This is a genomic window from Pseudophaeobacter sp. A-200-2, from assembly GCF_041008815.1.
Classification (GTDB): domain Bacteria; phylum Pseudomonadota; class Alphaproteobacteria; order Rhodobacterales; family Rhodobacteraceae; genus Phycobacter; species Phycobacter gallaeciensis_A.
In genome coordinates, this window is record NZ_JAXGFU010000006.1 from 86,041 (window position 1) to 111,125 (window position 25,085).

At 61.3% G+C, this 25,085-nt stretch carries 26 protein-coding genes and 1 riboswitch; of the genes, 11 read left to right on the plus strand and 15 right to left on the minus strand.

Annotated features, from left to right (window positions below):
• Positions 1 to 15: 15 nt before the first annotated feature.
• From trmB to miaB, 10 genes are all read right to left on the minus strand, one after another.
• The gene (gene trmB / locus SM766_RS10655) at positions 16 to 780 is read right to left on the minus strand and encodes a tRNA (guanine(46)-N(7))-methyltransferase TrmB (protein ID WP_368947865.1); all 765 of its coding nucleotides are present in this window, start codon (positions 778 to 780) and stop codon (positions 16 to 18) included.
• A gap of 53 nt (positions 781 to 833) precedes the next feature.
• Positions 834 to 1,583, minus strand: coding sequence for a COG3904 family protein (locus tag SM766_RS10660; RefSeq protein ID WP_368947764.1), 750 nt, complete (start codon positions 1,581 to 1,583; stop codon positions 834 to 836).
• Positions 1,584 to 1,741: 158 nt separating this feature from the next.
• Positions 1,742 to 2,923 (minus strand): methionine adenosyltransferase, encoded by a 1,182-nt coding sequence (gene metK / locus SM766_RS10665; RefSeq protein ID WP_065272328.1) that lies wholly within the window; start codon positions 2,921 to 2,923, stop codon positions 1,742 to 1,744.
• Positions 2,924 to 2,929: 6 nt separating this feature from the next.
• A riboswitch (SAM-SAH riboswitch) is annotated at positions 2,930 to 2,979 on the minus strand.
• Between the two features lie 63 nt (positions 2,980 to 3,042).
• Positions 3,043 to 4,551, minus strand: a complete 1,509-nt coding sequence (gene lnt / locus SM766_RS10670) for an apolipoprotein N-acyltransferase (RefSeq protein ID WP_490363354.1) — start codon at positions 4,549 to 4,551, stop codon at positions 3,043 to 3,045.
• Positions 4,548 to 5,447, minus strand: a complete 900-nt coding sequence (locus SM766_RS10675) for a hemolysin family protein (RefSeq protein ID WP_368947765.1) — start codon at positions 5,445 to 5,447, stop codon at positions 4,548 to 4,550. The genes lnt and SM766_RS10675 overlap by 4 nt, the downstream gene beginning before the upstream one ends.
• Before the next feature lie 23 nt (positions 5,448 to 5,470).
• A complete protein-coding gene (gene ybeY / locus SM766_RS10680) occupies positions 5,471 to 5,983 on the minus strand; it encodes an rRNA maturation RNase YbeY (RefSeq protein WP_368947766.1) in 513 nt (170 codons plus the stop codon).
• 60 nt (positions 5,984 to 6,043) lie between these two features.
• Positions 6,044 to 7,057 (minus strand): PhoH family protein, encoded by a 1,014-nt coding sequence (locus tag SM766_RS10685; protein WP_368947767.1) that lies wholly within the window; start codon positions 7,055 to 7,057, stop codon positions 6,044 to 6,046.
• A gap of 190 nt (positions 7,058 to 7,247) precedes the next feature.
• Positions 7,248 to 7,553 (minus strand): hypothetical protein, encoded by a 306-nt coding sequence (locus tag SM766_RS10690; RefSeq protein ID WP_065272323.1) that lies wholly within the window; start codon positions 7,551 to 7,553, stop codon positions 7,248 to 7,250.
• Between the two features lie 13 nt (positions 7,554 to 7,566).
• Positions 7,567 to 8,151 carry an OmpA family protein gene (locus SM766_RS10695; protein ID WP_370571264.1) on the minus strand — a complete coding sequence of 195 codons (585 nt, stop codon included), beginning with the start codon at positions 8,149 to 8,151 and terminating at the stop codon, positions 7,567 to 7,569.
• Positions 8,152 to 8,416: 265 nt separating this feature from the next.
• Complete coding sequence (gene miaB / locus SM766_RS10700; RefSeq protein ID WP_065273685.1) at positions 8,417 to 9,742, minus strand: tRNA (N6-isopentenyl adenosine(37)-C2)-methylthiotransferase MiaB; 1,326 nt, start codon at positions 9,740 to 9,742, stop codon at positions 8,417 to 8,419.
• Positions 9,743 to 9,870: 128 nt separating this feature from the next.
• On the opposite strand from miaB, the gene SM766_RS10705 reads away from it, so the two are divergent.
• Positions 9,871 to 10,740 (plus strand): glycosyltransferase family protein, encoded by an 870-nt coding sequence (locus SM766_RS10705; RefSeq protein ID WP_368947768.1) that lies wholly within the window; start codon positions 9,871 to 9,873, stop codon positions 10,738 to 10,740.
• 44 nt (positions 10,741 to 10,784) lie between these two features.
• Here the strand turns inward: SM766_RS10705 and SM766_RS10710 are convergent, their stop codons facing one another.
• Positions 10,785 to 11,582 carry a phytanoyl-CoA dioxygenase family protein gene (locus SM766_RS10710; protein WP_368947769.1) on the minus strand — a complete coding sequence of 266 codons (798 nt, stop codon included), beginning with the start codon at positions 11,580 to 11,582 and terminating at the stop codon, positions 10,785 to 10,787.
• A gap of 95 nt (positions 11,583 to 11,677) precedes the next feature.
• Between SM766_RS10710 and SM766_RS10715 the strand changes: the two genes are divergently transcribed.
• Complete coding sequence (locus SM766_RS10715; RefSeq protein ID WP_368947770.1) at positions 11,678 to 12,604, plus strand: LysR family transcriptional regulator; 927 nt, start codon at positions 11,678 to 11,680, stop codon at positions 12,602 to 12,604.
• Here SM766_RS10715 and irrA read toward each other — a convergent pair.
• Positions 12,595 to 13,023 (minus strand): iron response transcriptional regulator IrrA, encoded by a 429-nt coding sequence (gene irrA, locus SM766_RS10720; protein WP_274830553.1) that lies wholly within the window; start codon positions 13,021 to 13,023, stop codon positions 12,595 to 12,597. The two genes, SM766_RS10715 and irrA, sit on opposite strands and share 10 nt — an antisense overlap.
• Before the next feature lie 223 nt (positions 13,024 to 13,246).
• Here irrA and fabA point away from each other — a divergent pair, with 223 nt between their 5' ends.
• From fabA to SM766_RS10740, 4 genes are all read left to right on the plus strand, one after another.
• Positions 13,247 to 13,756: a bifunctional 3-hydroxydecanoyl-ACP dehydratase/trans-2-decenoyl-ACP isomerase gene (gene fabA, locus SM766_RS10725; protein WP_065272318.1), complete on the plus strand. Its 510-nt coding sequence runs from the start codon at positions 13,247 to 13,249 to the stop codon at positions 13,754 to 13,756.
• Between the two features lie 366 nt (positions 13,757 to 14,122).
• Positions 14,123 to 15,883: an RNA-directed DNA polymerase gene (locus tag SM766_RS10730; RefSeq protein WP_368947771.1), complete on the plus strand. Its 1,761-nt coding sequence runs from the start codon at positions 14,123 to 14,125 to the stop codon at positions 15,881 to 15,883.
• A gap of 259 nt (positions 15,884 to 16,142) precedes the next feature.
• Entirely contained in the window at positions 16,143 to 17,372 is a 1,230-nt protein-coding gene (fabB, locus tag SM766_RS10735) for a beta-ketoacyl-ACP synthase I (RefSeq protein WP_368947772.1), read from the plus strand.
• Positions 17,373 to 17,379: 7 nt separating this feature from the next.
• Entirely contained in the window at positions 17,380 to 18,171 is a 792-nt protein-coding gene (locus SM766_RS10740; protein ID WP_065272315.1) for an enoyl-ACP reductase FabI, read from the plus strand.
• Positions 18,172 to 18,263: 92 nt separating this feature from the next.
• Here the strand turns inward: SM766_RS10740 and SM766_RS10745 are convergent, their stop codons facing one another.
• From SM766_RS10745 to SM766_RS10755, 3 genes are all read right to left on the minus strand, one after another.
• Positions 18,264 to 18,875 (minus strand): hypothetical protein, encoded by a 612-nt coding sequence (locus SM766_RS10745; protein WP_065272314.1) that lies wholly within the window; start codon positions 18,873 to 18,875, stop codon positions 18,264 to 18,266.
• 64 nt (positions 18,876 to 18,939) lie between these two features.
• Entirely contained in the window at positions 18,940 to 20,007 is a 1,068-nt protein-coding gene (locus SM766_RS10750; protein WP_368947773.1) for an NAD(P)H-dependent flavin oxidoreductase, read from the minus strand.
• Between the two features lie 341 nt (positions 20,008 to 20,348).
• A complete protein-coding gene (locus SM766_RS10755) occupies positions 20,349 to 20,777 on the minus strand; it encodes an FKBP-type peptidyl-prolyl cis-trans isomerase (RefSeq protein WP_065272312.1) in 429 nt (142 codons plus the stop codon).
• Positions 20,778 to 20,974: 197 nt separating this feature from the next.
• Here SM766_RS10755 and SM766_RS10760 point away from each other — a divergent pair, with 197 nt between their 5' ends.
• From SM766_RS10760 to SM766_RS10780, 5 genes are all read left to right on the plus strand, one after another.
• The gene (locus SM766_RS10760; RefSeq protein ID WP_065272311.1) at positions 20,975 to 21,661 is read left to right on the plus strand and encodes a haloacid dehalogenase type II; all 687 of its coding nucleotides are present in this window, start codon (positions 20,975 to 20,977) and stop codon (positions 21,659 to 21,661) included.
• Between the two features lie 32 nt (positions 21,662 to 21,693).
• Positions 21,694 to 22,527: an alpha/beta fold hydrolase gene (locus SM766_RS10765; protein ID WP_368947774.1), complete on the plus strand. Its 834-nt coding sequence runs from the start codon at positions 21,694 to 21,696 to the stop codon at positions 22,525 to 22,527.
• Entirely contained in the window at positions 22,527 to 23,501 is a 975-nt protein-coding gene (locus tag SM766_RS10770; RefSeq protein WP_368947775.1) for a threonine ammonia-lyase, read from the plus strand. Before SM766_RS10765 ends, SM766_RS10770 begins: the two co-directional genes overlap by 1 nt.
• A gap of 88 nt (positions 23,502 to 23,589) precedes the next feature.
• On the plus strand, positions 23,590 to 24,381 hold the full coding sequence (gene pcaD, locus SM766_RS10775) for a 3-oxoadipate enol-lactonase (RefSeq protein WP_065272308.1): 792 nt from the start codon (positions 23,590 to 23,592) through the stop codon (positions 24,379 to 24,381).
• Positions 24,374 to 25,084, plus strand: coding sequence for an alpha/beta fold hydrolase (locus tag SM766_RS10780; RefSeq protein ID WP_368947776.1), 711 nt, complete (start codon positions 24,374 to 24,376; stop codon positions 25,082 to 25,084). Before pcaD ends, SM766_RS10780 begins: the two co-directional genes overlap by 8 nt.
• The last annotated feature ends 1 nt before the right edge of the window (position 25,085 follow it).

A 25,085-nucleotide genomic window follows, 5' to 3' on the forward strand; every position in this document is an offset into this window, starting at 1 on the left:
CATATCACCCCGATATCAGCCAAGGCGGCGGAAGGTCAGGTAATGCGGCGTTCGCCCTTCTCGCAGGGCCTTTTGCTCGTAACGGGTGGAAATCCAGTCGTCCCAGGGCTCGCGCCAGTCGGCAGGGCGTTCGGCCAGCCATTCAAAGCCCGCTCTTGGCACTTCTTCCAAGGTCTGGCGGACGTAATCAGGAATATCCGTCGCCACCCGGAAAATCGCGCCGGGTTTCAGGCAGCGGGCCAGCGGCTCCAAATGTTCCTGGGTCACAAAGCGGCGGCGGTGATGGCGTTTCTTCGGCCAGGGATCGGGATAGAGCAGGAAGGCGCGCGAAATCGACGCTTCGGGCAGCACATCCATCAGATCGCGCGCATCGCCGGGATGCACTGCGATATTATCCGCATTTGCCTTGCGGATCTTGCCCAGCAGCATGGCCACCCCGTTGATAAAGGGTTCGGCGCCGATGATGCCGACTCCTGGGTTTTTCTGGGCCTGATGCACCAGATGCTCACCGCCACCAAAGCCGACCTCGAGCCAAACATCGCGACCGCCAAACAGCGCCTGCAGATCCAGCGGATTGCGCTCCGGGTTTTCATCCCAGCCCACCGCCCCGGGCGACAGCGCCCCGAGGTCCTCGTCCAGATAACGTCGCTGGCTGTCCTTCAGGGTCTTGCCGCTGAAACGGCCATAGAAATTGCGCCAAGGCGCGCCGCTGGCGTGTTTGTCGGCCGCATCGGTCCGCGCCGGGTGGCTGGCAGAGCTGGTTTTCTTGTCATCAGACATCGGACGGGCCTTTTCATTGCCGGTGTTTCCACGCCCGAATTTGCGTTTCGCCATTAACAGGCGCAGGCGGGCGAATGCTGGGCGTCCATCTGCCGCAAGCCGCCCTGCGGGTCAAGAGAGCTGTCCCGGTGCGACTGATCCTGCGGCGCCTGTTCCCGCAACACTCCGGCAGCCACCAGCCGCAAGCGGGACGGGTACCATTCGGCATTGGGGCGCACCCGCATGGTTTCAATCGCAAAGGCCGGATCGACCCCGCGCGATACCAGATAGGTCAGCTGTTCGTAGATTTCCTCCTGAGTGTCCTGATAGATCCAGGAGCCGAATTCAAAAGGGGTGGCCCAATCTTCGTCATCGCGCCATTCGCGATAGTAGCTTTGCACCGCCTCCGGCGCCCAGCTGCGCTGATGAAACCCGATCTTGGACCCCAACATCATGCGCCGCCGCTGCCCGGCCAGAAAGATATCGACACAGGCGCTGACACATTCCCCATCGACCGAAGTATTCAGCCCGTGATCCATCACGATCCAGGCGATCTCGGCCCCGGCATAGACGCTGCCGCCGCTGCTGTTCAGACGGATCTCGGTGACCTGCGGGTTGTCTGCCAGGATGGTGCGAAAGGCGTCGATGTCCTCGGGGGTGATCTCGGACGCCGCGCCGGTGATGTCGGTTTCGGTGTCAAACACCAAGGCCTCGCCGTCGATACGAAATTTCTGCGGCAGGGGCTCCCTGGCCAGCAGGGGTAACGGCAATGCCAGCAGCACAAGGCAAAGCAGCGAGAACATAGTCAGGGATGAACGGTTCATATGGACATGGCTTCCTTTGCGCGAAGGGCATTCCCCGCCGGTAAAGTCTAGTTCGGCCCCGGCGCGTAGCTCAAGCCCTGCGCCCTACACCAGTCGCGGATCAAAAAGGGGCAGGCCCCGTGGCCCGCCCCCGTTTTGCAATACACTGCCTGACCGGATCAGACGGCCTTTTTCAGCGCCTCGACCAGATCAGTGCGTTCCCAGCTGAAGCCGCCATCGGCATCGGGTTCGCGGCCAAAGTGACCATAGGCTGCGGTGCGCTGATAGATCGGCTTGTTGAGGCCCAGATGCGAGCGGATGCCGCGCGGGCTGAGATCCATCACCTGACCAATGGCTTTTTCGATCGCCTCAGGCGCGACGTCGCCGGTGCCGTGGGTGTCAGCATAGATCGACAACGGCTGAGACACGCCAATCGCATAAGACAGCTGGATGGTGCATTTGTCGGCCATGCCAGCGGCAACGACGTTCTTGGCCAGATAGCGCGCAGCATAGGCCGCCGAACGGTCTACCTTGGTCGGGTCCTTGCCCGAAAAGGCGCCGCCGCCATGCGGGGCCGCACCGCCATAGGTGTCGACGATGATCTTGCGGCCGGTGAGGCCGGCATCGCCATCAGGGCCGCCGATCACGAACTTGCCGGTCGGGTTTACGTGCCAGATGGTTTCTGCGGTCAGCCAGCCCTCGGGCAGGGTCTCGCGGATATAAGGTTCCACGATCTGGCGGATATCGTCGGATGTCAGCGACTCGTCCAGATGCTGGGTCGACAGCACCAGCGAGTTGACGCCCACCGGCTTGCCGTTCTCATAATTGATGGACAGCTGCGATTTGGCATCGGGACCCAGTGCAGGTTCGGTGCCGTTCTTGCGCACTTCGGCAAGGCGGCGCAGAATCGCGTGGCTGAACTGGATCGGCGCGGGCATCAGCGCGTCGGTTTCATTGGTGGCAAAGCCGAACATGATGCCTTGGTCGCCAGCACCTTCGTCCTTGTTCTCGGCCGAATCGACACCCTGCGCGATATGGGCGGACTGTTCATGCAGCAGGTTGGTGATTTCCACGGTCTCGTGGTGGAACTTGTCCTGCTCGTAGCCGATGTCCTTGATGCAGGCGCGGGCGATCTCGTCGATCTTGCCCATGTAATCGTGCAGTTTGTCCTGGTCGGACAGACCCACCTCGCCCCCGATCACAACGCGATTGGTTGTGGCAAAGGTCTCTGCCGCGACACGCGCTTCTGGCTCTTCCGCCAGAAAGGCGTCCAGAACGGCATCGGAAATCCGGTCACAGACCTTATCCGGATGGCCCTCGGAAACGGATTCCGAAGTGAAAATATAGTGCTTGCGGGTCATGAAAAGTGCTCCATTTGGTTTCGCCTCGCCACGCCAGGAAGCCGTTGTGGGAGGAACCGAAACTACCTACGTGGGAAGACGGTTGTCGTCAATGCTTTTACCGGCCAGAGGTTGAGCAGCTATGAACGCGCCTGCATATTTCCGCCGCGGCGCAGCGCCGCACCTGCCAGCCCCAGCAGCAGGATCAGCACCGGCCAGTCCCCGGTTCCGCTGTAAGGGGTCGCGGGAAGCGCCGCGGGCAGGATCACATCCACATAGCCAGCCTCCCCCAGGGGCAGCGACGGGCCAAGACGCCCATAGGGGTCAATCACGCCGGAAATACCGGTATTGGCGGCGCGCAGCATCGGCAGCCCCTGCTCTGCGGCCCGCATCCGCGCCTGCACCAGATGCTGATAGGGCCCCGAACGAGTGCCGAACCAGGCATCATTGGTGATCTGCACCAACATGTGCGGGCGATCGGGTGCGGCGTTCACATCCTGCGGGAAGACTGCCTCGTAGCAGATCAGCGGCAATGCCTTGCCGATAGGCAGATCCATCAGCCGCGCGCCGGGTCCCGCAGCATAGCCCGCACCGGCCTGAGAGGCCAATCCATGGAATCCGAACCGCGCCATCAGATCGCCAAAGGGCACGTACTCCCCGAAAGGCACCAGATGCGCCTTGTCATAGATCTGCCCAGCAGATCCATCAGACCCGATCAAGGCGGCGGAATTGAAATAGGCGCCGCCTTCCTCGCGCTGGATCCCAAGGAGCAGCGGCACGCCGGGCGCCTGCTCAAGGATCGCCTCCAGCGTATCCCCGGCATAGTTCAGCAGTTGCGGCACCGCGGTTTCCGGCCAGATGATCATATCAGGGCGCGGGCCTTGGGCGTTAAAACCCATGGCGCGGCGCACGAAATCCCACCGCAGATCCGGGTGCCATTTCTGGTGCTGCGGCGCATTGGGCTGCACCAAGCGCACCTTATGATCGGTCAGTTCGACCTCGGGCGGAGACGGCAGCAGCGCCACCAGAGCCACAAGTGCACCACCGGGCAGGAACGCCCGCGCGGGGCTTTGGCGCAGCAACGCCAGCGGCAGAAACGCGGCAAGCGTCAGAACCGCCAGCCCCTGCGGACCAATCCACGGCAGCAGCTGCGCTGCGGGCGTATCAATCCAGAACTGTCCGAAAGCGGCCCAGGGAAACCCCGTCAGAAGATAGGCGCGGGCAAATTCTGCAAGGCTCCAGAAGGCAATCAGCAGGGCGACCCGCGCTGCCCCCCTGCTCCACCGCACGGCCCCGGCAAAGGCGGCGCCCCAGAACAGCGCCAGACCACCGGCCAGAAACACAAGGGCAAAGGGCGCCATCCAGGCGTGCCGCTGCGCATCCACCTGAAAGGGTTCAACGATCCACGACAGGCCAAAAGCGAAATAGCCAAGCCCAAAGGCCCAGCCCAACATGGCGCCAGACCAGGACGTCTGCGCCCGCAGGGCAAAGGCGCCAATCACCGCCAGTGCAATTGGCACGGTCCAGAGCATGTGATTGGGGGCCAGCGCCAGCGACATGAGCGCGCCAAAGCCAAAGGCCAGCGCAAGGACCGGCAAATGGGGGGCCAAGCGCCCCAACCTGCTGCGCAGACCGGAAACCTTCGTCATTCCGCAGCGTTGGGCACCAGTACCCGCAGCCGTTTGATCCGACGGGGATCGGCATCCATGATTTCGAACTCAGGCCCGTCCGGGTGCACGATCACCTCACCGCGGGCAGGCACCCGGCCCGACAGCATGAAGACCAGTCCACCCAGCGTGTCGATCTCTTCTTCGTCGACATCGTCGTGATTGGTCAGCGACTGGCCGATCTCGGCCTCAAATTCATCCAGTGGCGTGCGGGCTTGGGCGATATAGCAGCCAGATTTTTCCCGAAACCAGGTCTGATCCTCGCCGGTGTCGTGTTCGTCCTCGATCTCACCGATGACCTGCTCAATGAGGTCTTCGATGGTCACCAGACCGTCGACACCGCCGTATTCGTCGATCACCAGCGCCATATGCCGCCGTTCGGCCTGCATCTTGGCCAGAAGCACCCCGATGGGCATCGACGGTGGCACAAATAGCAGCGGGCGCAGCATCTCGCGCAGATTGAACGGCTCCGCCCCGCAGTTGAACCCATGGGTCAGGGCAAAATCCTTGAGGTGAGCAAAGCCAAGCGGCGTGTCCAGCGTGCCCTCGTAAACCGGGACTCGGGTAAAGCCGCTGTCGCGGAAGACCTGCACCAGATCGTCGCTTTCGATTGTCACGGGGACGGCCACGATCTCGGCCGAGGGGATAGCAACATCTTCAACCCGCATCCGGCGCAGATTGATCATGCCATGTGGCTGAACCTCGGAGACAGCGTCTTGCTGCTCTTCCTGTTCCTCCGTCGCGGCAGAGGTCGACAAGGAGCCGAAAATACGCCCCAACAGTCCGGTCTTTTCCGCGTGTTCCGTGGCCTCTATGGCCTCACTCTTCATATGCAGCGCGCCATGCGCTGCGTTAGAACTGCCTTCTATGTCGCCCATCTATCCTATCCAATATGCCCCGTTCAGGGGCTTCCATTTACCGTATATGGGTTATCGATACCCAGTTTGCCAAGTATCTCGACCTCCAGCCCCTCCATAAGTGTGGCGTCGGGGTCGCGAATGTGATCGTAACCCAAAAGATGCAACACTCCGTGAACAAGCAGATGACAGAGGTGATCTGCCAGCGGTTTGCCCGCTTCCTCAGCCTCACGGGCGCAGGTTTCATAGGCAATGGCAATGTCACCCAGCGGGATTTCGCCCGTAAAATCAGCCTCTGGCGGCAGAGGGTCCCCGCCCGGCTCCTCGGCAGAGAGTTCCTCGGCTGGCCAGCTGAGCACATTGGTCGGGGTCGGCTTTTCACGGAATTCTGCGTTCAGATCCGCGATGCGCGCATCGTCGCAGGCCAGCAGGGAAATCTCGCACTCCTCGGCCTCCAGATCAAAATGCGCAAGCGCAGCGCCGATGGACCGCTCCGCCAGCGCCTCAAACGCAACCGCATCCCAGCGGCTGTCTTCGGTGGAAATCTCTAATGTCATCTGTCGCTTTCACATATCCGCTGGGGTCCGACATCACGGACCCGGCGCAGGGCGCCGGGATCAGATTGCCGGAACATCCGCGTCATAGGCTTCGATGATCGCCGCCACCAGTGGGTGACGCACCACATCGCGGGCGGTGAAATAATTGAAGCTGATCTTGGGAATGCTGCTCAGCAACCGCTCCGCATCCGCCAAGCCAGACGGCACGCCGCGCGGCAGGTCGACCTGGCTGCGGTCGCCAGTGATCACCATGCGCGAACCTTCGCCAAGGCGGGTCAGGAACATCTTCATCTGCATGGTGGTGGCGTTCTGCGCCTCGTCCAGCACCACAAAGGCATTCGAAAGCGTGCGCCCCCGCATAAATGCCAGCGGCGCGATCTCGATCGTCTTCTCTTCCTTCAACTTGGCCAGTTGCTTGCCGGGCAGGAAGTCATTCAGCGCGTCATAAAGCGGCTGCATATAGGGATCGACCTTTTCCTCCTGGGTGCCAGGCAAGAATCCGAGCCGTTCGCCCGCCTCAACAGCAGGACGGCAAAGGATAATCTTGTCCACCTGTCCAGTGATGAACATGCTGACCCCGACCGCGACAGCCAGATAGGTCTTGCCGGTGCCGGCCGGGCCGATGCCGAATGCCAGCTCGTGTTCATATAACGCCTGCACATAGACCTTCTGCGCGTCGGTGCGCGGCTCCACCAGCTTCTTGCGGGTCTTGATTTCGACCTTGCCGCCACTGAACATTTCCAACTGGCCGCCCGGATCGGTCTGATCCGACGGCCCCATGCGCAGTTCGCGGTCCACATCGGCGCTTTCGACGCTACGGCCTGTTTCCAGCCGGTCATAGAGCGCAGTCAGAACCGCTGCGGCCTGTTCGCGGCTTGCTTCCTCGCCCATCACCGACAGAAGATTGCCCCGGCGCAGGATCTGCACGCCCAGCTTCTGTTCGATATCAGCGATATTGCGGTCGTATTCCCCACAGAGGTCGATCAGCAGGCGATTGTCAGGAAATTCCAGCAGCACTTCATGTGCGGTGTCGGGATGGGGGTGGGACGACGACGGCGGGGCGCTGGTGACCAATCTCTATTCCTCTGGCTTGCGGTTTCCTTCAATGTGCCTCTGCCGCGCGCCCTGTGCAAGCGCAGCCCGGCAAAATTCACACGGTTGAAACAAAAATGGGCTGACACAATACGGACGGGGTCAGAACGGCAAAAGAAAACAGCCGCCCAGAGACGGGCGGCTGCGTTGTTCCTAAAATCGTTTGGTGCGCTTACAGCGGGTCGCCATAGGTGGAACCAGACTTGAACGGCCCGGTTGCGACATTGCGCGGCAATTCGCTGTTACAGACGGGTTTTCCGTCCGGCGTGCGGCGCAAGTCGGCGTAGCCTTCGACACCGTCATCGATGATCCAATGCTCACAGCCCTGCGGATCCACCCAGATGCCGGCGGTCAGCTGCGAAAGATCGCCGCTTTTGCCGTCAAAAATGTTCTGGTCGCGAGTCTTGTCGGTGACATCGGTACAAGCCGCAACGGAAAGCGCAAGGCACAGAGCAGCGGCCCCTTTGAGAATGGTCATGCTGTAATCCCCCTTAGCGCACACAATAGATTTCGACGCGACGGTTCTGCGCCATATTGGCCGCGCTGGTATTGGGAACGCGCGGATCACGTTCGCCGTAGGCGCGGATATCACCAACCCGCGCACCGGCAGATCGTGCGACCTGAGCCACCGCATTGGCCCGGCGTTGCGACAGGCCGATATTGTATTCATCCGAGGCGCGGCTGTCGGTGTGACCCGCAATCACGAAATACCGTGTGCTCGGTTTTGTCTTCTGAAAGAATTCCGTCAGGCGCTTGCGGCCTGCCGCGTTGATGAAATGCTTGTCCGTGGCAAAGAACTGATCCGTCGGCATCATACCGCACAGCAGACCGGGACGACACACAGGTTTGCCGTCCGGTGTGACATGCGGTGTCATGTAACCTTCGGCGCCATCGTCCATCACCCAATGTTCGCAGCCATCCGGATCAACCCAGATGGTCGGCACATAGCGTTCCCCGACAACAGTACGTGTCTGCGTATCCTGCGCCTGAACAGACGCCCCTGCCAGACTGAATGCGACCGTGGCAGCGGCCAGCAAAGCGCCTGCTTTTCTCAACTTGAAATTCAGCACAACCAGATATCCTTCACCTAAGTCCCCCCGGGAGCATGCCACCACGAGCGTTAAGCCTCACGGTAACAGCATCAATCCATGTATAAACAATAAACTACACAACTTTTCAGCCTATTGCCCCTTGGCGGAGCCTATTTTTTCCCAAAACTATGCGGATTTACCCAACACTCAAACAAATTTCTTAAAACTGTCCACAAAATGGATGCAATAAAGACTCACCCCGCGCCAAAGGAGCGAGGTGATCAAAGGCTGCAAAGGCCCGAGGAAATGGTCAGCCGATCAGCTCACCGGCCAGCGAATTGGCGCCCGAGGAAACGATGCGCACCCGCGCCAGATCGCCGATGGCGCGGTCGCAATCGGCCACATGCACCGCGTGCAGATAGTCGGATTTGCCCACCATCTGCCCGGGCAGACGACCCGCCTTTTCGAACAACACGCCGACCTCGCGCCCGACCATGCTGTCCTGCACCTCGCGCTGCTGGCGGGTCAGCAGGGCCTGCAGCCGCTGCAGGCGTTCATCCGCCACTGCGGCCTCTACCTGCGCGCGCTCGGCCGCCGGGGTGCCCGGACGGGTCGAGTATTTGAAGGAATAGGCAGTGCCGTATTTCACTTCCTCGATCAGGTCGAGCGTGGCCTGGAAGTCCTCTTCGGTCTCTTCCGGGAAGCCGACGATGAAATCGCCCGAGATCAGGATATCCGGCCGCGCGGCGCGAATGCGTTCGATCAGGCGGATATAGCTTTCGGCGGTATGGCTGCGGTTCATTCGTTTCAGGATCCGGTCCGATCCGGCCTGCACGGGCAAGTGCAGATAGGGCATCAGCTTTTTGCAGGTGCCATGCGCCTCGATCAGGTCGTCCATCATGTCGTTGGGGTGCGAGGTGGTAAAGCGGATGCGCTCCAGCCCGTCGATCTTGTCCAGCTCCCAGATCAGCTGCGCCAGGGTCCAGTCGGCGCCATTCGGCCCCTCGCCGTGATAGGCGTTGACGTTCTGACCCAGCAGCGTGATCTCGCGCACGCCGCGCTCCACCAGTTCCTGCGCCTCACCGATAATACGGGACACGGGGCGGGAGACTTCGGCACCACGGGTATAGGGCACCACACAGAAGGCGCAGAACTTGTCGCAGCCCTCCTGCACCGTCAGGAAGGCCGTCGGGCCACGCTTGGCCTTGGGGCGGTTCTTGAGCTTTTCGAATTTGTCCTCTTCGGGGAAATCGGTATCGAGCACCTTCTCCCCCGCGCGCGCCTTGCTCTCCATCTCTGGCAGGCGGTGATAGCTTTGCGGTCCGACCACCAGATCGACCAGCGGCTGGCGGCGCATGATCTCTTCGCCCTCGGCCTGCGCAACGCAGCCTGCAACGCCGATCTTCAGATCCGGCTTCTCTGCCTTCAGACCCTTGAACCGGCCCAGCTCGGAATAGACCTTTTCGGCGGCCTTTTCCCGGATGTGGCAGGTGTTCAGCAGGATCATGTCGGCATCATCCGCCGATTTCGTCTCGACATAGCCCTGCCCGCCCAGCGCCTCGGCCATGCGTTCGCTGTCATAGACATTCATCTGACAGCCGTAGGTCTTGATAAACAGCTTCTTGGGGGCGCTCATGGGTTCGTTGCCTTCCAGCCGGACATAGGGATCAGCGGCCTGCCATACTGGGAAATGACGCCGCTTGCAATGCAAGCGCACTTACCCGATTTTGGGAGCAAATGCCAGAAAGGCAGGAGCAGACCGCCGTGATGTATTCTTCCCTCGACGATTTTCTTGAGCAGCAGTCGGCGCTGCTGATCAAGGGGCCCGTTGCGCTGATCTTTTTCGAAGATGACGTGGAAATCGGCACCACCCTGCGCCACCACCTGCAAAGCGGCTTTGCCGAGGTGATCGCCCTGATCCCTGATGCCTTTGACCTGCCGGGGGATGTGAAAAACCGGGTGCACCGGGTGCCGTTTGACTGCAGCGTGCCCGAAACCGTCTTTGCCGCAATCAACAAGGTGATCCGCACCGCAAGCCCCGGATGCTGGCTCTACTACTGCTACAACGCGGAATACCTGTTCTTCCCGTTTTGTGAAACGCGGACTGTCGCGGAAATGCTGACCTTTCACACCGAGGAAAAGCGCGCGGCGATGCTGACCTATGTGATCGACCTCTATGCAGGTGATCTTGAGGCTCATCCCAACGCCGTGTCGCTGGCCAATGCCTATCTGGATAAATCGGGATACTATGCGCAGTCCCGTTACATTGGTGCCAAAAGCAGCCCCGAGGAACGGCAGCTCGACTTTTTCGGCGGTGTGCGCTGGCGCCACGAGGAACACATCCCGCAGGCCAGCCGCAAGATCGACCGGATCTCTCTGTTCCGGGCCAGACCCGACCTGGAGCTACAGCAGAACCACACTTTCAATATCGACGAATACAACACCTATTCCTGCCCCTGGCATCACAACCTGACGGCAGCCATCTGTTCCTTCCGCACCGCCAAGGCGCTGAAACGCAATCCCGGCTCTTCGTTCGATATCCACAGCTTCCGCTGGCACAATTCCACCCCGTTCGAATGGCATTCGCGCCAGTTGCTGGATCTGGGGTTGATGGAGCCGGGGCAGTGGTTCTGAGGGCAGTTACCCGGCTCCCCCTGCCCCGCCTTAATAGCAGCCGCTTACCGCTGCAACAGCACCGGGAACCAATCCTCGCGCAGGCGCTGGCCCGGCTGCATGTCATGACCCGGAAACGGCGGTGAGGTCGGGCCGGGGCGTTCAACATAACGTGCATCATCGCCCACCAGCCGCAGGGAAAAGGCACGGCGGCGCTGATCTGCGGTATTACCGCGCGCGCCATGCAGCGTGCGATAGTTGAAGGCCACGGCGTCGCCGGGCTCCATCTCCCACTCCATGACCCGCATGCCTTCGGCATCGGGATCGGGCACCGGCATGTACTGTCCCTCGTCGGCAAAGAACCCCTCTTCCGAGACCCAGCGGGTGGGCAGCACTTCCTTTTCCCAGGCATGCGATCCGGCAACGCAGCGCAGCGATGCCTCCCGCACGGGATCAAGCGGCGACCAGAAACTGATCGTCTGCTGGCCCTCGACAAAGTAATAGGGGCCATCCTGATGCCAGGGCGTCGCCATCGAGGTGCCCGGCTCCTTGACCAGCACGTGATCGTGGAACATCTGCACCCGGTCAGAGCGCATCAGATCGGCGGCAACCTCGGCCACTGGCGAGGCCTTGATCGCTTCGTCAAACTCGGAAATCCGTGTCCAGTTGCAGTAGTCGTCAAAGAAACGCCCGGTCTGGCCCTTCTTTTCGTTGTTGGAGGCATAGGGGCCCGGCTCTGCCATATTGGCCTCTACACCCTTTCGCAGCAGATCGACCTGATCCTTGAACAGGCCCTTGATCATCACCACCCCGTCGCGCTGGTAGGTTTCGACCTGCTCTTCGGTGATCAGCGGATGCACCATCTTTCGTCTCCCTCATTGGACGTCTTGCTGCTGGTAAAGTTGATCTGGCCAGAACATAATTTCAAATCATATCTTTCTAATATACCCTTCGGAACATGTTATACCTCACTCTGCGCCACTATGAATATGTCACCGCCATCGCCCGCCATGGCAGCCTGTCTGGCGCGGCGTCGGCGCTGCATGTCAGCCAGCCCGCACTGTCCGCCGCGCTGGCCCGGATCGAGGCACATCTGGGCCGGGTATTGTTCCTGCGCAGAAAAGGCGCGGCGCTGGCACTGACGCCGCAAGGGCGCGAGTTTGTCACCGCAGCCGAGGCGCTGTTGTCGGAGGCCGCGCGGCTGGAACACGCGGGCACCGGTGCTGCACCGCAGGGACGGCTGGTAATGGGATGTTTCCGTGATCTTGCGCCCTTTCTGCTGCCACGTGCCCTGCGGGTGCTGCGACAGACCCTGCCGGGGGTGGAGTTGGACCTGTTGGAGAGCGATTTCGAGGATCTCATTGCAGCGCAGCTGTCCGGCGCCTGCGATCTGGCGCTGACCTGGGATCTGGGGCTTGATTCCAGCTTTACCCGGCAGGAGCTTTACCGCGTCACGCCACAGGCGCTGATTCCGCCGGATCATGCGCTGGCCGCCCGGGCTGAGGTCAGCCTTGACGACCTCGCGAGCCAGCCGCTGATCCTGTCGCGCGAGGGCTTGTCGATTGCCCATATGATGCGGCTGTTTCGCGGCGCCGGGCTGGTGCCTGCCATCGCCCATCGCGCCGCCTCGCTGGAACTCCTGCGCAGCCTGGCCGCCAGCGGCGAAGGCATCGGACTGGCCTACAGCCTGCCGCAATCGGACCACAGCTATGAAGGATTGCCACTGATCGCCCGCCCGTTGGCCGCGCCGCAGGCGGTGGAGCCGGTCGTGCTGACCTGCCACGCGGACCCGGCGCCGCACTCGCTCACCGCGCGGGCGATGGCTGCGCTGACGCAGGCTTTCAAAAAGGACGCTACGGAGAGAGAATCAGACGATCAGCCGTGATCGGCCTTCTTGCGCAGGCGGACCACTACATCGACCGATGCGATCTCCATGCCTTCGGGCGCCTCGGGCAGGCGCTGGATCACCAGCTGATCCGAGGGCGCATCGCTGACGCGGCCTTCCTGCTCCCAGTAGTAATGCGGGTGGTCATGGGTGTTGGTGTCGAAATAGCTTTTCGACCCGTCCACCGTGATCTCCTGCAGCACGCCCGCCTCGCAAAAGGCGCGCAACGTGTTGTAGACGGTGGCCAGCGACACGGCTGCGCCCTTGTCCTTGGCGGCTTCGAACAGGCTTTCGGCGGTGACATGGCGATGCTTGCCATCCCCGACCAGCAGTTCAGCCAGCGCCACCCGTTGCCGGGTCGGGCGCAGACCGGCCTGCCCCAGCCAGTTGGTTGCCAGATCTTCGCTGTTTGGCGTCATATGCAGATCCTGCCTCGCGTTGCTGACCGTATATATAGGGGCAACGGGGGGGGATTTTCAAATGGATTCCCCTGCGGCGTCTTGCACCGCGCCCCGCGCAAAGCCCCCGCAGCACATGGGCAGCACATGGACGGGACAGATGCAGAACCCTTGCAGGACCCGCAGGGCCGATGCTACAGGAGGCCAGATTGAAAACCGACACCTCAGCAGGAGCACCGCCAGCATGGCCGACTACCCGAGCAGCTTTGACAAAGAAGATTTGCTGAAATGCGCCCGAGGCGAGCTGTTCGGCCCGGGCAATGCCCAGCTGCCCGCACCGCCGATGCTGATGATGGACCGCATCACCGAAGTGAGCGCCGACGGCGGCAGCCACGGCAAGGGCCACATCCTGGCGGAATTCGACATCACCCCGGACCTGTGGTTCTTCGAATGCCACTTCCCCGGCAACCCGATCATGCCCGGCTGCCTGGGTCTGGACGGGCTGTGGCAGCTCACCGGCTTTAACCTCGGCTGGCGCGGCTGGAAGGGCCGCGGCATGGCCGTGGGCGTTGGCGAGGTGAAGCTGACCGGCATGGTCCGCCCCGACCGTAAGATGCTGACCTACAAGGTGGATTTCAAAAAGGCGATGCAGACCCGCCGCCTGACCATGGGCGTTGCCGACGGCACGGTGGAGGCCGATGGCGAAGAGATCTACCAGGTCAAGGACATGCGGGTTGTTCTGAGCGAGGGCTGAGGCCCGCGACGGCTGACCTCAGTCACAACCAGGTGAGAAGATCAGGAGGCCCCGCGGGGCCTCTTTTTTTGTTGGAGAGGTGTTTCAGGTATCTGCTTGAAGCGGACATGTTTCCTGGCATTCGTTGCGAGCCATCCGAATGTCCGCAATGCACAAGTGCTCGCCTTTTAGCTGAGCGACTCTATGCTCGTGTCACATTCCAATGTTCGGGCTCGACAACTCTCCCTAGAGCATAGTCCAAACGATCCTGCTCCCTCTTGTCAGCGAGCTCTCTCAGTCCGATAACTAAGGGAACAACGCGCGAGGCCGGTTTTGCAATCTCCGAAGTTTCAGTTTCTGCAAAGTGATATCCAGGACGTTTTCGATGTGAAACTCTTAAAGGAGGAGTGGAGGAAACGTACAAAACCGCAAATTCGGAAACAACTCGTTTTTGACGCGATTGAGTATAGAGACATTGACCAAGGTTTGACACGTCTTCTTCAACGCGTTCGCAGGGAGGTCAGCGAAGGTAACTACGTGGTGCGAATGCCAAAGAGATATCTAACTGAGAAATCTCGCGGTCTTTGCCGCCAAATGACCTTGATACACCCGCGAGACCTTCTTGTTCTGGAGAGGCTCTCCAGATCAGTGTACTTCGAGTTGAAACGAAAAGCCCCAAGCAAATCGGCATTCTTTGAACCGGACGATGGAAAGTTTGCGAAAGGCTTTAAGCAAAGTGACTTTGAGTACGGATCATTTGCCAGTTGGAAGAAATTCCAGAAGAGCATCTTTGGCTTTGCCAAGGAGAACGACTTCATCGTCATTACTGACGTCGCGAATTTCTATGACTTCATCAACTTCCAACATCTAAGAAATATTGTTTCGTCGCTTGCAGACATCCGGGAGTCGATTCTCGATCTGCTAATCCACGTTTTGAACCGCCTGACATGGACGCCAGACTTCATGCCTTTGACTCAAGTGGGCATGCCTCAGATCGAGACATCAGCCACACGTGTTTTGGCGAACGCAATGCTCTACGAGGTCGACAAGTTGTGCGAGCACTCAGCAGTGTCCAACTACGCAAGATTCATGGATGATATGGATGTTGGCGTGGAATCTGTTGAGAAGGCGAAGGCCATTGTTAGGGATATGGATCTGACGCTGCAATCACGCCAACTCAGGCTCAACTCTTCGAAAACTCAAATATTGTCGCAAAAAGAAGCCTTTAAACACTTTTGCACCTCAGAAAACCTGTCGCTGACTCGGATAGAAACATTTGTCGAGAAAGGGCGTTTCATTAAATTTGCTAGAACAATACTAACCGCGAAATATGAGGCTTGGCTTGATCGGTCCGTTGCCGGTGGACCGGGTGAGAATTCGCTCTTCATCAGGGGTAACGGGCCGAAAATCCACAAACATGTACTGAGCTTGATCTACGACGTGGGAAGCTCAGTCAGTGACGAGGACCTCCTCTGGCAGGTCGAGCACAATCCTTCTATGCGACCAACGGCACTGCGTTATCTCTCCAGAACAACCAGAGGGAATACAGTCCTCAAGAAACTGATCACCATGGTCAAAAATGGCGTGTTCATTGACGATGCTGCGTACGTGGATGTAGCAGGTTTCATGCTTCACGCCAGATTTCGCAAAACCAACGCATGCACATTGCGGGCAGAAGAGTTTTGCAGGCACGCCGCATCGACAGGCGACATTGGCTTGCATAGCGCATTATTCGTCTCGGCGCGTTTTCTCACACGCACAAAAATACAAAGGCTCCTAGATGACAATATCGAGAGTATATCAGATGACTTCTGGCTCAGCCGAGCAGCCGCAGGCCTGACATCTCTATTTATTGGTGAAACCGAATGGGGCCGGTATCTTGAATTCCTTCGCAATCTGAACTCGCCAGATGCTGATGACGTATGCGAATATCTGCTGGATGTAAGTAGCTCTACAAGCTTCAATCAATCGCTCAAAGCCTACATCAAGGCGGCCAATCACACCTTCCCTCAGGCGCTTTTCTTTCCGAAGGTTTTGGCCCTGTTGGCGGTCGCGAAGAACGGCAGCAGCGCATCATTGGCTCCCAACCTCCATGTTGACCACCCTGCACTTAAGAAGGATCCATACTACTCCCAAATGGGTTTTTGATTTAGGGCATCCACACCAAAAGATCGCCAACGCCGCATGATTGGGACAGGTGTGAAAGGCTGAAAGAGTTGGGTTTCAGACATTCTCTGCGCGATTGGAGAATGGCCACGTCGGGCCGTCAGGTCGATCCCGAACGCCTGGAGGCCCCGGCTTTGCAAAGGTCGCTTCCTGCGCAAAGCCCCCACCCCCAAACCCAACCCATCTTGCACCCATGCCCTGCACGGCCTAGTAAGGCAAAAGCTATTAAGGGAGTGCACCTATGCGTCGCGTCGTCGTCACCGGTCTTGGCATCGTCTCCTCGATCGGCAACAGTGCCGAAGAGGTTCTTGCATCGCTCAAGGCCGGGAAATCCGGTATCGTAGCCAGCCCCGAAATGGCCGAACACGGCTTTCGCAGCCAGGTGGCCGGCACGCTGAAAATCGATCCTGCCGAACATGTGGACAAGCGCACCCTGCGCTTCATGGGGCCGGGGGCCGCCTATGCCCATATCGCCATGCAACAGGCGATTGCCGATTCCGGCCTGTCCGAAGATCAGATCGTCAACGACCGCACCGGCCTCATTGCAGGGTCCGGCGGACCGTCGACCTCGTCCCTGCTGGCCGCGCATCAGACCGTTCTGAAAACCGGCGCGACCAAGCGGATCGGGCCCTTCGCGGTTCCGAAATGCATGTCCTCCACGATTTCCGCCAACCTGTCGACCGCGTTCAAGATCAAGGGCATCAACTATTCCATCACCTCGGCTTGCTCCACCTCGCTGCATTGCATCGGCAGCGCCGCCGAGCAGATCATGATGGGCAAGCAGGACGTGATGTTCGCCGGTGGCGCCGAAGAGCTGGACTGGACCCTGTCCTGCCTGTTCGACGCGATGGGCGCGATGTCCTCGAAATACAATGACACGCCCGAAAAGGCCTCGCGCGCCTTTGACCAGAACCGCGATGGTTTCGTGATCACCGGCGGCGGCGGCATCGTCGTGCTGGAAGATCTCGATCACGCGCTGGCCCGCGGTGCCAAGATCTATGCCGAGGTCACCGGTTTTGCTGCAACCTCGGACGGGCACGACATGGTGGCCCCCAGCGGTGAAGGCGGCGAGCGCGCCATGCGTCTGGCCCTGTCAACCCTGCCCGAGGGCCGCAAGGTCAGCTATATCAACGCCCATGGCACCTCGACCCCGGTTGGCGACCTCGGCGAAGTCGAAGCCGCCCGCCGCGTCTTTGGCGCAGGCCAAGTGCCGCCGATTTCCTCGACCAAGTCGATGACCGGCCACGCCCAGGGGGCTGCCGGAGCGATGGAGGCGATCTTCTGTCTTCTGATGCTGGAAAACGATTTCATCACCCCGTCGATCAACGTCGAAACCCTGTCCGAAGGCATCGAAGAGGGGGAAATCGCCACCTCCTATGTGGAGAACGCCGGTCTGGACAGCGTGATGACCAACAGTTTTGGGTTTGGGGGCACTAACGGCTCCATGGTTCTGAGCAAGTACAAGGGATAAGCACGTCATGTCTGGAGTTTTGACCGGCAAACGGGGCCTGATCATGGGCGTGGCCAACGAACGTTCCATCGCCTGGGGCATCGCCAAGGCGATGCACGAGGCCGGAGCCGAGCTGGCCTTCACCTATCAGGGTGAAGCCTTTGGCAAGCGGCTGGAACCGCTCGCGGCCTCTGTCGGCAGCGATTTCATGGTCGATGTGGATGTGACCGACGATGCCTCACTCGACACCGCCTTCGAACAGCTGGCGGCGCGCTGGCCGACAATCGATTTTGTGGTGCACGCGATTGCCTATTCGGACAAGACCGAGCTCACCGGCCGGTTCATCAACACCAGCCGCGCGAACTTCAAGAACTCCATGGATATCTCCGCCTATTCCTTCATCGAGGTAGCGCGCCGCGCCTATCCGATGATGGAGGAGAACGGTGGCACCCTGCTGACGCTGACCTATGGCGGCTCCAACCGGGTGACTCCGAACTACAACGTGATGGGCGTTGCCAAGGCCGCACTGGAAAGCGCCACCCGCTATCTGGCCAATGATCTTGGCCCCGATGGCATCCGCGTCAACGCGATCTCGCCCGGCCCGATGAAGACCCTCGCTGGCGCCGCTATTGGCGGGGCGCGCAAGACCTACAAGCACACCGAACAGAACGCGCCCTTGCGGTCAAACGCAACGCTTGAAGCTGTGGGCGGCACCGCCGTCTATCTGGCCTCGGATGCGGGCGCCTATACAACGGGTGAGGTCATCCGTGTCGATGGTGGCTTTCATATTCTTGGTATGCCGCAGCAGGAAAACCTCTAAGCTTTCCGCAAGCTGCATACTTCAAAATGGAAAAACGGGCGCCCTCACCGGACGCCCGTTTTTCTTTTATGGCAGGCGCGATCCCAAACGGCTCACCCTCCGTCAGCCTCGTCCGGGCCATCCTTCTCTTGAACCTTACGGCGGGAGCGCGCCAATCCTGCCTCGAACCCCTCGCCATCTCCGAATTCGGAAAACTCGGCATAGCGCGCGTGGGCCCCTGCAACCCGCGCGGCATGCTTGATCGGGCACCAATAGGCTTCGGTGCGGCTGGCAACTTCACGCACCCAGGCGATCACCCCGTTGCAATACCCGCAGTAGATGCAATTCAGTTTCTGCACTCCGTTGAGATAGGCCAGATGGTGCCGGTCCATCCGGATAAAATCGCGCCTCGGCACCTTGGGGATACCGTAAACCGGGAAACAGGCGGCCTGATAGACAAGCACAAAAAGATCCAGCAGCACGAAGGGCACGATCAGCGCATAGATGAAAGGGGCGGTGATCAGCACCATCGGCCGTGTGTAGGCAAGAAAGCGTAGCCAGCGCACCCGCAAAGCCCGGTGACGACGGCGGGCCTCTTCCTCCCAGACGATGCGGCCGTTCTCCAGCTTGTACTGAAACGCGGCGCGCTTGTCGGCAATTTCATCCTCCAGCTCGTCCTGCAGCTCCCGCATCCGGGCCAGCAGATCCTCCATTCGCGTGCTCATCTCATACCCTCCATCTGCTCGTTACACCGGCGCGCGGACCGCGCTCTGTTGCGCCCTCGCGGAACTATGCCGTGGCCGCGCGCCATTCGGCAATCAGCGCTGCCATGATATCCGACGCCGAACCGCTGCGGACGCGCGGCGCGCCTTGGCCTGCCCATTGCGCGCCAAACCCAGAGGCCCCGGCCGATTTAGCCGCCGCATTCAGCGCCTTTCCCGCATCATAGGCGATCGGATAGTCCGGAACAGCCGCGCCTGCGTGCTCTGTCGCCCATGCGGTGAAATCGTTGGCGAGGCAACGGGCCGGGCGGCCTGAAATCGCCGCTGTCATCTGCGTGGCCTCTGCCGCTTTCGAATGCAGCCGGGCGCGGTACGCGCCATCAGCCAGGCTCTCGCTACAATCGATGAAGGCGGTGCCCAGCTGTGCTGCAGACGCCCCCAAACGCAGCGCCGCTGCGATATCGCCCCCCTTCATCAACCCGCCTGCGGTGACCACCGGCAGATCAACCTCCGCCACCAGCCGCCGCGTCAGGTCAAGGGCATTCAACCTTTCGTCTGGAGCTGCCGGATCAAAGATGCCGCGATGACCGCCAGCCTCCCAGCCCTGCGCCACCACCGCCTGCACCCCGGCGTCGCGGATCGCACGCGCCTCCGCCAACGATGTGGCGCTCGCCATCAGAAAGATACCCGCCTCTTTCAGTGCCAGTATCACATCCGGCGCAGGCAGGCCGAAATGAAAGCTGACCACCGCCGGGCGCTCTGCCAGCAGCATCTCCTGCATGTCCCTGTCCACCACAAAGCTGGTATATATTTCGCTCAAGGCCGCTGGCGCCTCCGCATCGAACCGGGCAAAGACCGGGGCGAGCAGATCCAGCCAGGCCGCCTCCCGCGCCGGATCCGTCACAGCGGGCTGGTGGCAGAAAACATTGACGTTGAATGGCCGCGCAGTCAGCGCCCGCGTCTGGCGGATCATCTCCCGCGCTTGCGCCACTCCAGAGGCGCCGATGCCCAGCGCGCCAAGCCCGCCTGCATTGCTGACCGCCGCCGCCATGGCAGGAGAGCTGACCCCCGCCATCGGTGCCTGAAAGATCGGCACCTCAAGGTCCAGTGCCCGGATAAGCTCCGTTGCAGCCATGCCATATGTCTCCCTATTTTGCCCCTCGGCCAGCAAAGCCGCAGTTTCATGCCCATGCAAGTAGAGAAAGCGAAACGCCCATCCCCCTTTGGCCGGAGCCGGTTCAAGGGCGCCGCAGCCGCCGCACCCTAGGTGCGGCCTGCCCTTGAGGCGGCTCTGGCCGCACACAAACTGGCTCTGGCGCCCAAAGGAGGGGCAAAGCCCTCCCTTTGGCGCCTCTCAGCCGTCCTTCGCGCCGCGCAGCGGCGCCACTCCGACGGAACGGGCCCAACGGAAAAGGCCGGATCTGGGATCCGGCCTTTTCAGGCGGGAGAACCCCGCCTTGCAGAATAATTCGCAGATCAGTTAATCGACACCAGCTCGATATCGAAAATCAAATCCTTGCCCGCCAGCGGATGGTTGGCATCAAGCGTAACCGTCGCTTCGTCCGCTTCGACCACGGTTACCGGCAGGACCTGGCCTTCCGGGGTCTGCATCTGCAGCTGCGTGCCCGGCTCCAGCGGAATGTCATCCGGAATACCTTCGCGCGGGATCGCCTGACGTGCGTCAGGGTTGGACGGACCGTATGCGTCATCACAGGCGATCTCGAGCGTCTTCTTGTCGCCCGCGACCATGCCCGGCAGACCGGCATCCATGCCGCCGATCACGTGACCGGCGCCAACGGTGAACTCCAGCGGATCACGCCCTTCGGAGCTGTCAAAGACGGTCCCATCCGTCAGTCGGCCCGTGTAGTGGATGCGCACGGTGTCGCCATTCTTTACCTCGGTCATGTGACCTCCAGTTCGTGTTCAGAATCTAAAGGGCCGGACCCTACAGGACCTGTTTGTGATGTAAACCCACGGCCCGGACCGCAGCAGAGACAATATTTGACCGCCATCCGGGCACCCTCGCGCAATTGTGACAGGTACAACTTCCCGCTTTGTTCCAAGCTGCCTCCTATGACAAAGTCGCGGCAACGGAGGACCCCATGCCCATCACCACCTGTGTATTCGACGCCTATGGCACCCTGTTCGATGTTGCCGCCGCCGCCCGGCAGGCCGCGGCTGAACCGGACTTCCCCCAGCTTCAGGGCACTTGGGCAACTCTGGCTGCGAACTGGCGCCAGAAGCAGATCCAATACACCTGGCTGCGCGCGGTAACCGGCGCCCATACCGATTTCTGGGAGGTCACCCAGAACGGGCTGGACTGGTCGCTGGAGGCCGCCGGTCTGGCCGGAGATGACGCCCTGCGCGAGCGGCTGCTGGCGCTTTACTGGGAACTTCAAGCCTATCCCGAGGTGCCCGCCATGCTCACCGCGCTGAAAGAGGCCGGTTTCAACACGGCCATCCTGTCCAACGGCTCGCCCGGGATGCTCGAAGGATGCGTGCAATCCGCCGGAGTGGGCGCGGTTCTGGACGATCTCCTGTCGGTCGAAAGCGTCGGCGTCTTCAAGCCGCATTCCAGCGTCTACGATCTGGTCGGCAAACGCTTTGACTGCGCATCCTCCGAGGTGCTCTTCGTCTCCTCCAACGGCTGGGACGCGGCGGCGGCCAGCGGTTACGGCTTCGAAACCGTCTGGGTCAACCGCGCCGGAGAACCGATGGACCGCCTGCCCTGGACGCCGCAGCACGTGCTGAATGATCTCACCACGATCCCGGACATCGCCAAGGGCTGATCCCCTCAATCCCAAAGGAGCACATCGCACCGATGCCAAATTTCACCACTTCGGATGGGCTGTCGCTCCACTACACCGACAGCGCGCAGGGTCAGGCCCTGCCGCTGATCTGCCTGCCGGGCCTTACCCGCGATGGGCAGGACTTTCGGTATTTTGCACCGCATGGCGCACGCTACCGGATGATCACGCTGGATGCGCGCGGGCGCGGGCAATCGGACCCCGACCCTAAGATCGCCAATTACAACGTCATGCGCGAGGCGCAGGATGTGATCGAGCTGATGGATTACCTGGGCCTGGAACAGGCGGCGATCCTCGGCACCTCACGTGGGGGAATGGTGGCCATGGTTCTGGCCGCCACCGCAAAGGACCGCCTTAGCGCCGTGGTGCTGAACGATGTGGGGCCGGAAATCCCTCAAGGTGGCATTGCCCGCATCATGGAATACGTCGGTCGCCGCCCCGCTGCAAAAACCTATGATAAGGCTGCGCAAACTCTGGCGGCTTTGATGGCACCCGCCTTCCCCGACGTGCCGCCCGCCCGCTGGCGCGAGGAGGTCGAGGTCTTCTACGACGAAACGCCGGATGGCCTTGCCCTGCGCTATGATCCACGCCTGCGCGATGCGCTGCTTGAGCAGGCCAAGGCTGGCCCGCCCCCCGATCTTTGGCCGCTGTTCATGGCGCTTGAAGGGCTGCCCTGCGGCGTGATCCGGGGCGCCAATTCCGATGTGCTGAGCCATGAGACCTATCTTGAAATGCAGCGCCGCCTGCCTGCCCTGCAGGCGGTAGAGCTGGACAATCGCGGCCATGTCCCGTTTCTGGACGAACCGGCTGCCCTCACCCTTATTCATTCCGTATTGGACCAGATTTGATGACTTCCATTTCCATGATCGAAGCCGCTGCACAGCGGCTTGATGGCCACGCCCGCAAGACACCGCTGCTATCCTCGCCCTTCCTCGACGAGGTTGCGGGCCGTCGCCTGCTGGTCAAACCTGAGTGTCTGCAACACACTGGATCGTTCAAGTTCCGGGGCGGCTGGGCAGCGCTCTCGGCAATGGACGAGGACACCCGCAAACGTGGCGTGCTGGCCTATTCCAGCGGCAATCATGCGCAGGGTGTAGCAGCCGCCGCGCAGGCCCATGGCGTCCCTGCCGTGATCATCATGCCCTCTGACGCGCCGCAGCTGAAGATCGACAACACCCGCGCCCTTGGCGCCGAGGTGGTGCTTTATGACCGCGCAGGCGAAAGCCGCGAAGAGATCGGCGCCCATTACGAGGAAACCCGCGGCCTGACGCTGGTAAAACCCTATGACGATCCGCAGGTGATCGCGGGCCAGGGCACCGTTGGTCTGGAGATCGCAGAGCAGGCCGCTGCCGAAGGCGTCACCTCGGGCGATGTGCTGGTCTGCTGCGGTGGCGGCGGTCTGACCGGCGGCGTGGCGCTGGCGCTTGAGGCGCGGGCGCCCGGTCTGCGGGTGCGCCCCGCCGAGCCGGAAGGCTTTGACGACGTGGCCCGGTCACTCTCAAGCGGGCAGGTCGAAAGCAATCCCGCCACCTCCGGCTCCATCTGCGATGCCATCCTGACGCCTGCGCCGGGGGAAATCACCTTTCCCATCCTGTCGCGCCTTTGCGGCCCCGGCATTGTCATCACCGAGGACGAAGCCCTGCACGCCATGGCGCTGGCATTCTTGCGGCTGAAGATCGTTGTCGAACCAGGCGGCGCTGCTGCCCTTGCCGCGGCCCTGTTCCACGGGGATGAGATCCAAGGCGATGCGGTGATCGCCGTGGCCACCGGCGGCAATGTGGATCCCGCGATGTTCATCCGCGCACTGGAGCAGCACGCCTAAGGCGGCACCTGTCCCTCCCCGACCTTTGCTTTACCTTCCCGTGCCTTCGCGGATATGGTGCGCCGCAAACGTGACGGGGAGAGATATCATGCAAATCGCGGATCTGGGCGATGTCCAGCTGCACTACCGTGTCGACGGCGATCCGGACGGCGCGCCCATCGTTTTTGCCAACTCTCTGGGCACCGACCTCAGGGTCTGGGACGCGGTGGTCGAACGCCTGCCTGCGGGTCTGAAGGTGATCCGCTATGACAAGCGCGGGCATGGTCTGTCCACCGTTCCGCCCGCTCCCTATTCCATGGGCGCGCTGGTACGCGATGCCGAGCGGCTCTTGGATCATCTCAATGTGCGCGACTGCGTCTTTGTCGGCCTCTCCATTGGCGGCATGATCGCACAGGGGCTGGCCGTGAAACGCCTCGATCAGGTGCGCGCGCTGGTACTGTCGAACACCGCCGCCAAGATCGGCACCGCCGAGATGTGGCAGGAACGGATCAAGGCGGTCGAGGAACAGGGCATCGAGGCGCTGGCGGACAACGTGATGGAACGCTGGTTCGGCAAGGATTTCCGCGCCACACCCGAACTCACCCTGTGGCGCAACATGCTGGTGCAGCAATCGCGCGCCGGTTACGCGGGCTGCTGCGCCGCTATCGCGGGCACCGATTTCTACACCCCCACCAGCGGGTTGCGTCTGCCCTGCCTTGGCTTTGCCGGGGCCGAGGATGGCTCTACCCCGCCCGATCTGGTGCGCGAAACCGTCGATCTGATCCCCGGATCGCAATTCCACCTGATCCGCCGCGCGGGCCACATCCCTTGCGTCGAAAAGCCCGATGAATACACCGAACGGCTGACCACCTTCCTCAAGGAGATCGGACACATTGGCTGACTTTCTGCTGATCCACGGATCCTGCCACGGCGCCTGGTGCTGGCGCGACCTGATCCCGGCGCTGGAGGCGCGCGGCCATACCGCCCGTGCCATCGACCTGCCCGGCCACAACGACGGGCGCGATCTGACCAGTGTCACGCTGGAGGAAACCGCCGAGGCGATCCTGATGGCCGCCGGGCCGGACACCATCGTGCTGGGCCATTCCTGGGCGGGTTTTCCGATCTCGGCCGCCGCAGAAAAGGAACCCAGCTGCCTGCGCGGGCTGATCTATCTCTGCGCCTATGTGCCAGTCTCGGGCCTTTCCATGATCGACATGCGAAAGCGCGGCCCGCGCCAGACGCTGGCCCATGCGGCGATCAAAGACGAGGACAGCAACAGCTATACCGTTGACCCCGCCGAGGTGCCGCGCCTGTTCTACCACGACTGCCCGCAAGAGGCGGTGGATTATGCGCTGGAACGCCTTTGCCCGCAGGCGATCCGTCCGCAGGACACGCCGCTGACCCTGGGCGCCAACTGGGACGGTACGCCCAAGGCCTATATCCGCTGTGCAAATGACCAGACCATTCCGCCGGAATATCAGGCCGATATGGTCAAGGACTGGCCCAAGGGCCGCGTACATGTGATGCAGACCTCTCATTCCCCGTTCTTCGCCGCGCCGGATGCGCTGGCGGATCTGCTCACCCAGATCGAAAAGGATCTCTGAC

What these genes read in the sequence shown, in the direction of transcription:
- pcaD (WP_065272308.1), top strand. Translation starts at nt 23,590, where the DNA reads ATGCAAATCGCGGATCTGGGCGATGTCCAGCTGCACTACCGTGTCGAC.
- SM766_RS10770 (WP_368947775.1), top strand. Translation starts at nt 22,527, where the DNA reads ATGACTTCCATTTCCATGATCGAAGCCGCTGCACAGCGGCTTGATGGC.
- trmB (WP_368947865.1), bottom strand. Translation starts at nt 780, where the DNA reads ATGTCTGATGACAAGAAAACCAGCTCTGCCAGCCACCCGGCGCGGACC.
- SM766_RS10710 (WP_368947769.1), bottom strand. Translation starts at nt 11,582, where the DNA reads ATGGTGCATCCGCTGATCACCGAAGAGCAGGTCGAAACCTACCAGCGC.
- lnt (WP_490363354.1), bottom strand. Translation starts at nt 4,551, where the DNA reads ATGACGAAGGTTTCCGGTCTGCGCAGCAGGTTGGGGCGCTTGGCCCCC.
- SM766_RS10675 (WP_368947765.1), bottom strand. Translation starts at nt 5,447, where the DNA reads ATGGGCGACATAGAAGGCAGTTCTAACGCAGCGCATGGCGCGCTGCAT.
- irrA (WP_274830553.1), bottom strand. Translation starts at nt 13,023, where the DNA reads ATGACGCCAAACAGCGAAGATCTGGCAACCAACTGGCTGGGGCAGGCC.
- SM766_RS10690 (WP_065272323.1), bottom strand. Translation starts at nt 7,553, where the DNA reads ATGACCATTCTCAAAGGGGCCGCTGCTCTGTGCCTTGCGCTTTCCGTT.
- SM766_RS10765 (WP_368947774.1), top strand. Translation starts at nt 21,694, where the DNA reads ATGCCAAATTTCACCACTTCGGATGGGCTGTCGCTCCACTACACCGAC.
- SM766_RS10750 (WP_368947773.1), bottom strand. Translation starts at nt 20,007, where the DNA reads ATGGCTGCAACGGAGCTTATCCGGGCACTGGACCTTGAGGTGCCGATC.
- SM766_RS10760 (WP_065272311.1), top strand. Translation starts at nt 20,975, where the DNA reads ATGCCCATCACCACCTGTGTATTCGACGCCTATGGCACCCTGTTCGAT.
- miaB (WP_065273685.1), bottom strand. Translation starts at nt 9,742, where the DNA reads ATGAGCGCCCCCAAGAAGCTGTTTATCAAGACCTACGGCTGTCAGATG.
- metK (WP_065272328.1), bottom strand. Translation starts at nt 2,923, where the DNA reads ATGACCCGCAAGCACTATATTTTCACTTCGGAATCCGTTTCCGAGGGC.
- SM766_RS10745 (WP_065272314.1), bottom strand. Translation starts at nt 18,875, where the DNA reads ATGAGCACGCGAATGGAGGATCTGCTGGCCCGGATGCGGGAGCTGCAG.
- SM766_RS10715 (WP_368947770.1), top strand. Translation starts at nt 11,678, where the DNA reads ATGTTATACCTCACTCTGCGCCACTATGAATATGTCACCGCCATCGCC.
- fabB (WP_368947772.1), top strand. Translation starts at nt 16,143, where the DNA reads ATGCGTCGCGTCGTCGTCACCGGTCTTGGCATCGTCTCCTCGATCGGC.
- SM766_RS10740 (WP_065272315.1), top strand. Translation starts at nt 17,380, where the DNA reads ATGTCTGGAGTTTTGACCGGCAAACGGGGCCTGATCATGGGCGTGGCC.
- fabA (WP_065272318.1), top strand. Translation starts at nt 13,247, where the DNA reads ATGGCCGACTACCCGAGCAGCTTTGACAAAGAAGATTTGCTGAAATGC.
- ybeY (WP_368947766.1), bottom strand. Translation starts at nt 5,983, where the DNA reads ATGACATTAGAGATTTCCACCGAAGACAGCCGCTGGGATGCGGTTGCG.
- SM766_RS10755 (WP_065272312.1), bottom strand. Translation starts at nt 20,777, where the DNA reads ATGACCGAGGTAAAGAATGGCGACACCGTGCGCATCCACTACACGGGC.
- SM766_RS10660 (WP_368947764.1), bottom strand. Translation starts at nt 1,583, where the DNA reads ATGAACCGTTCATCCCTGACTATGTTCTCGCTGCTTTGCCTTGTGCTG.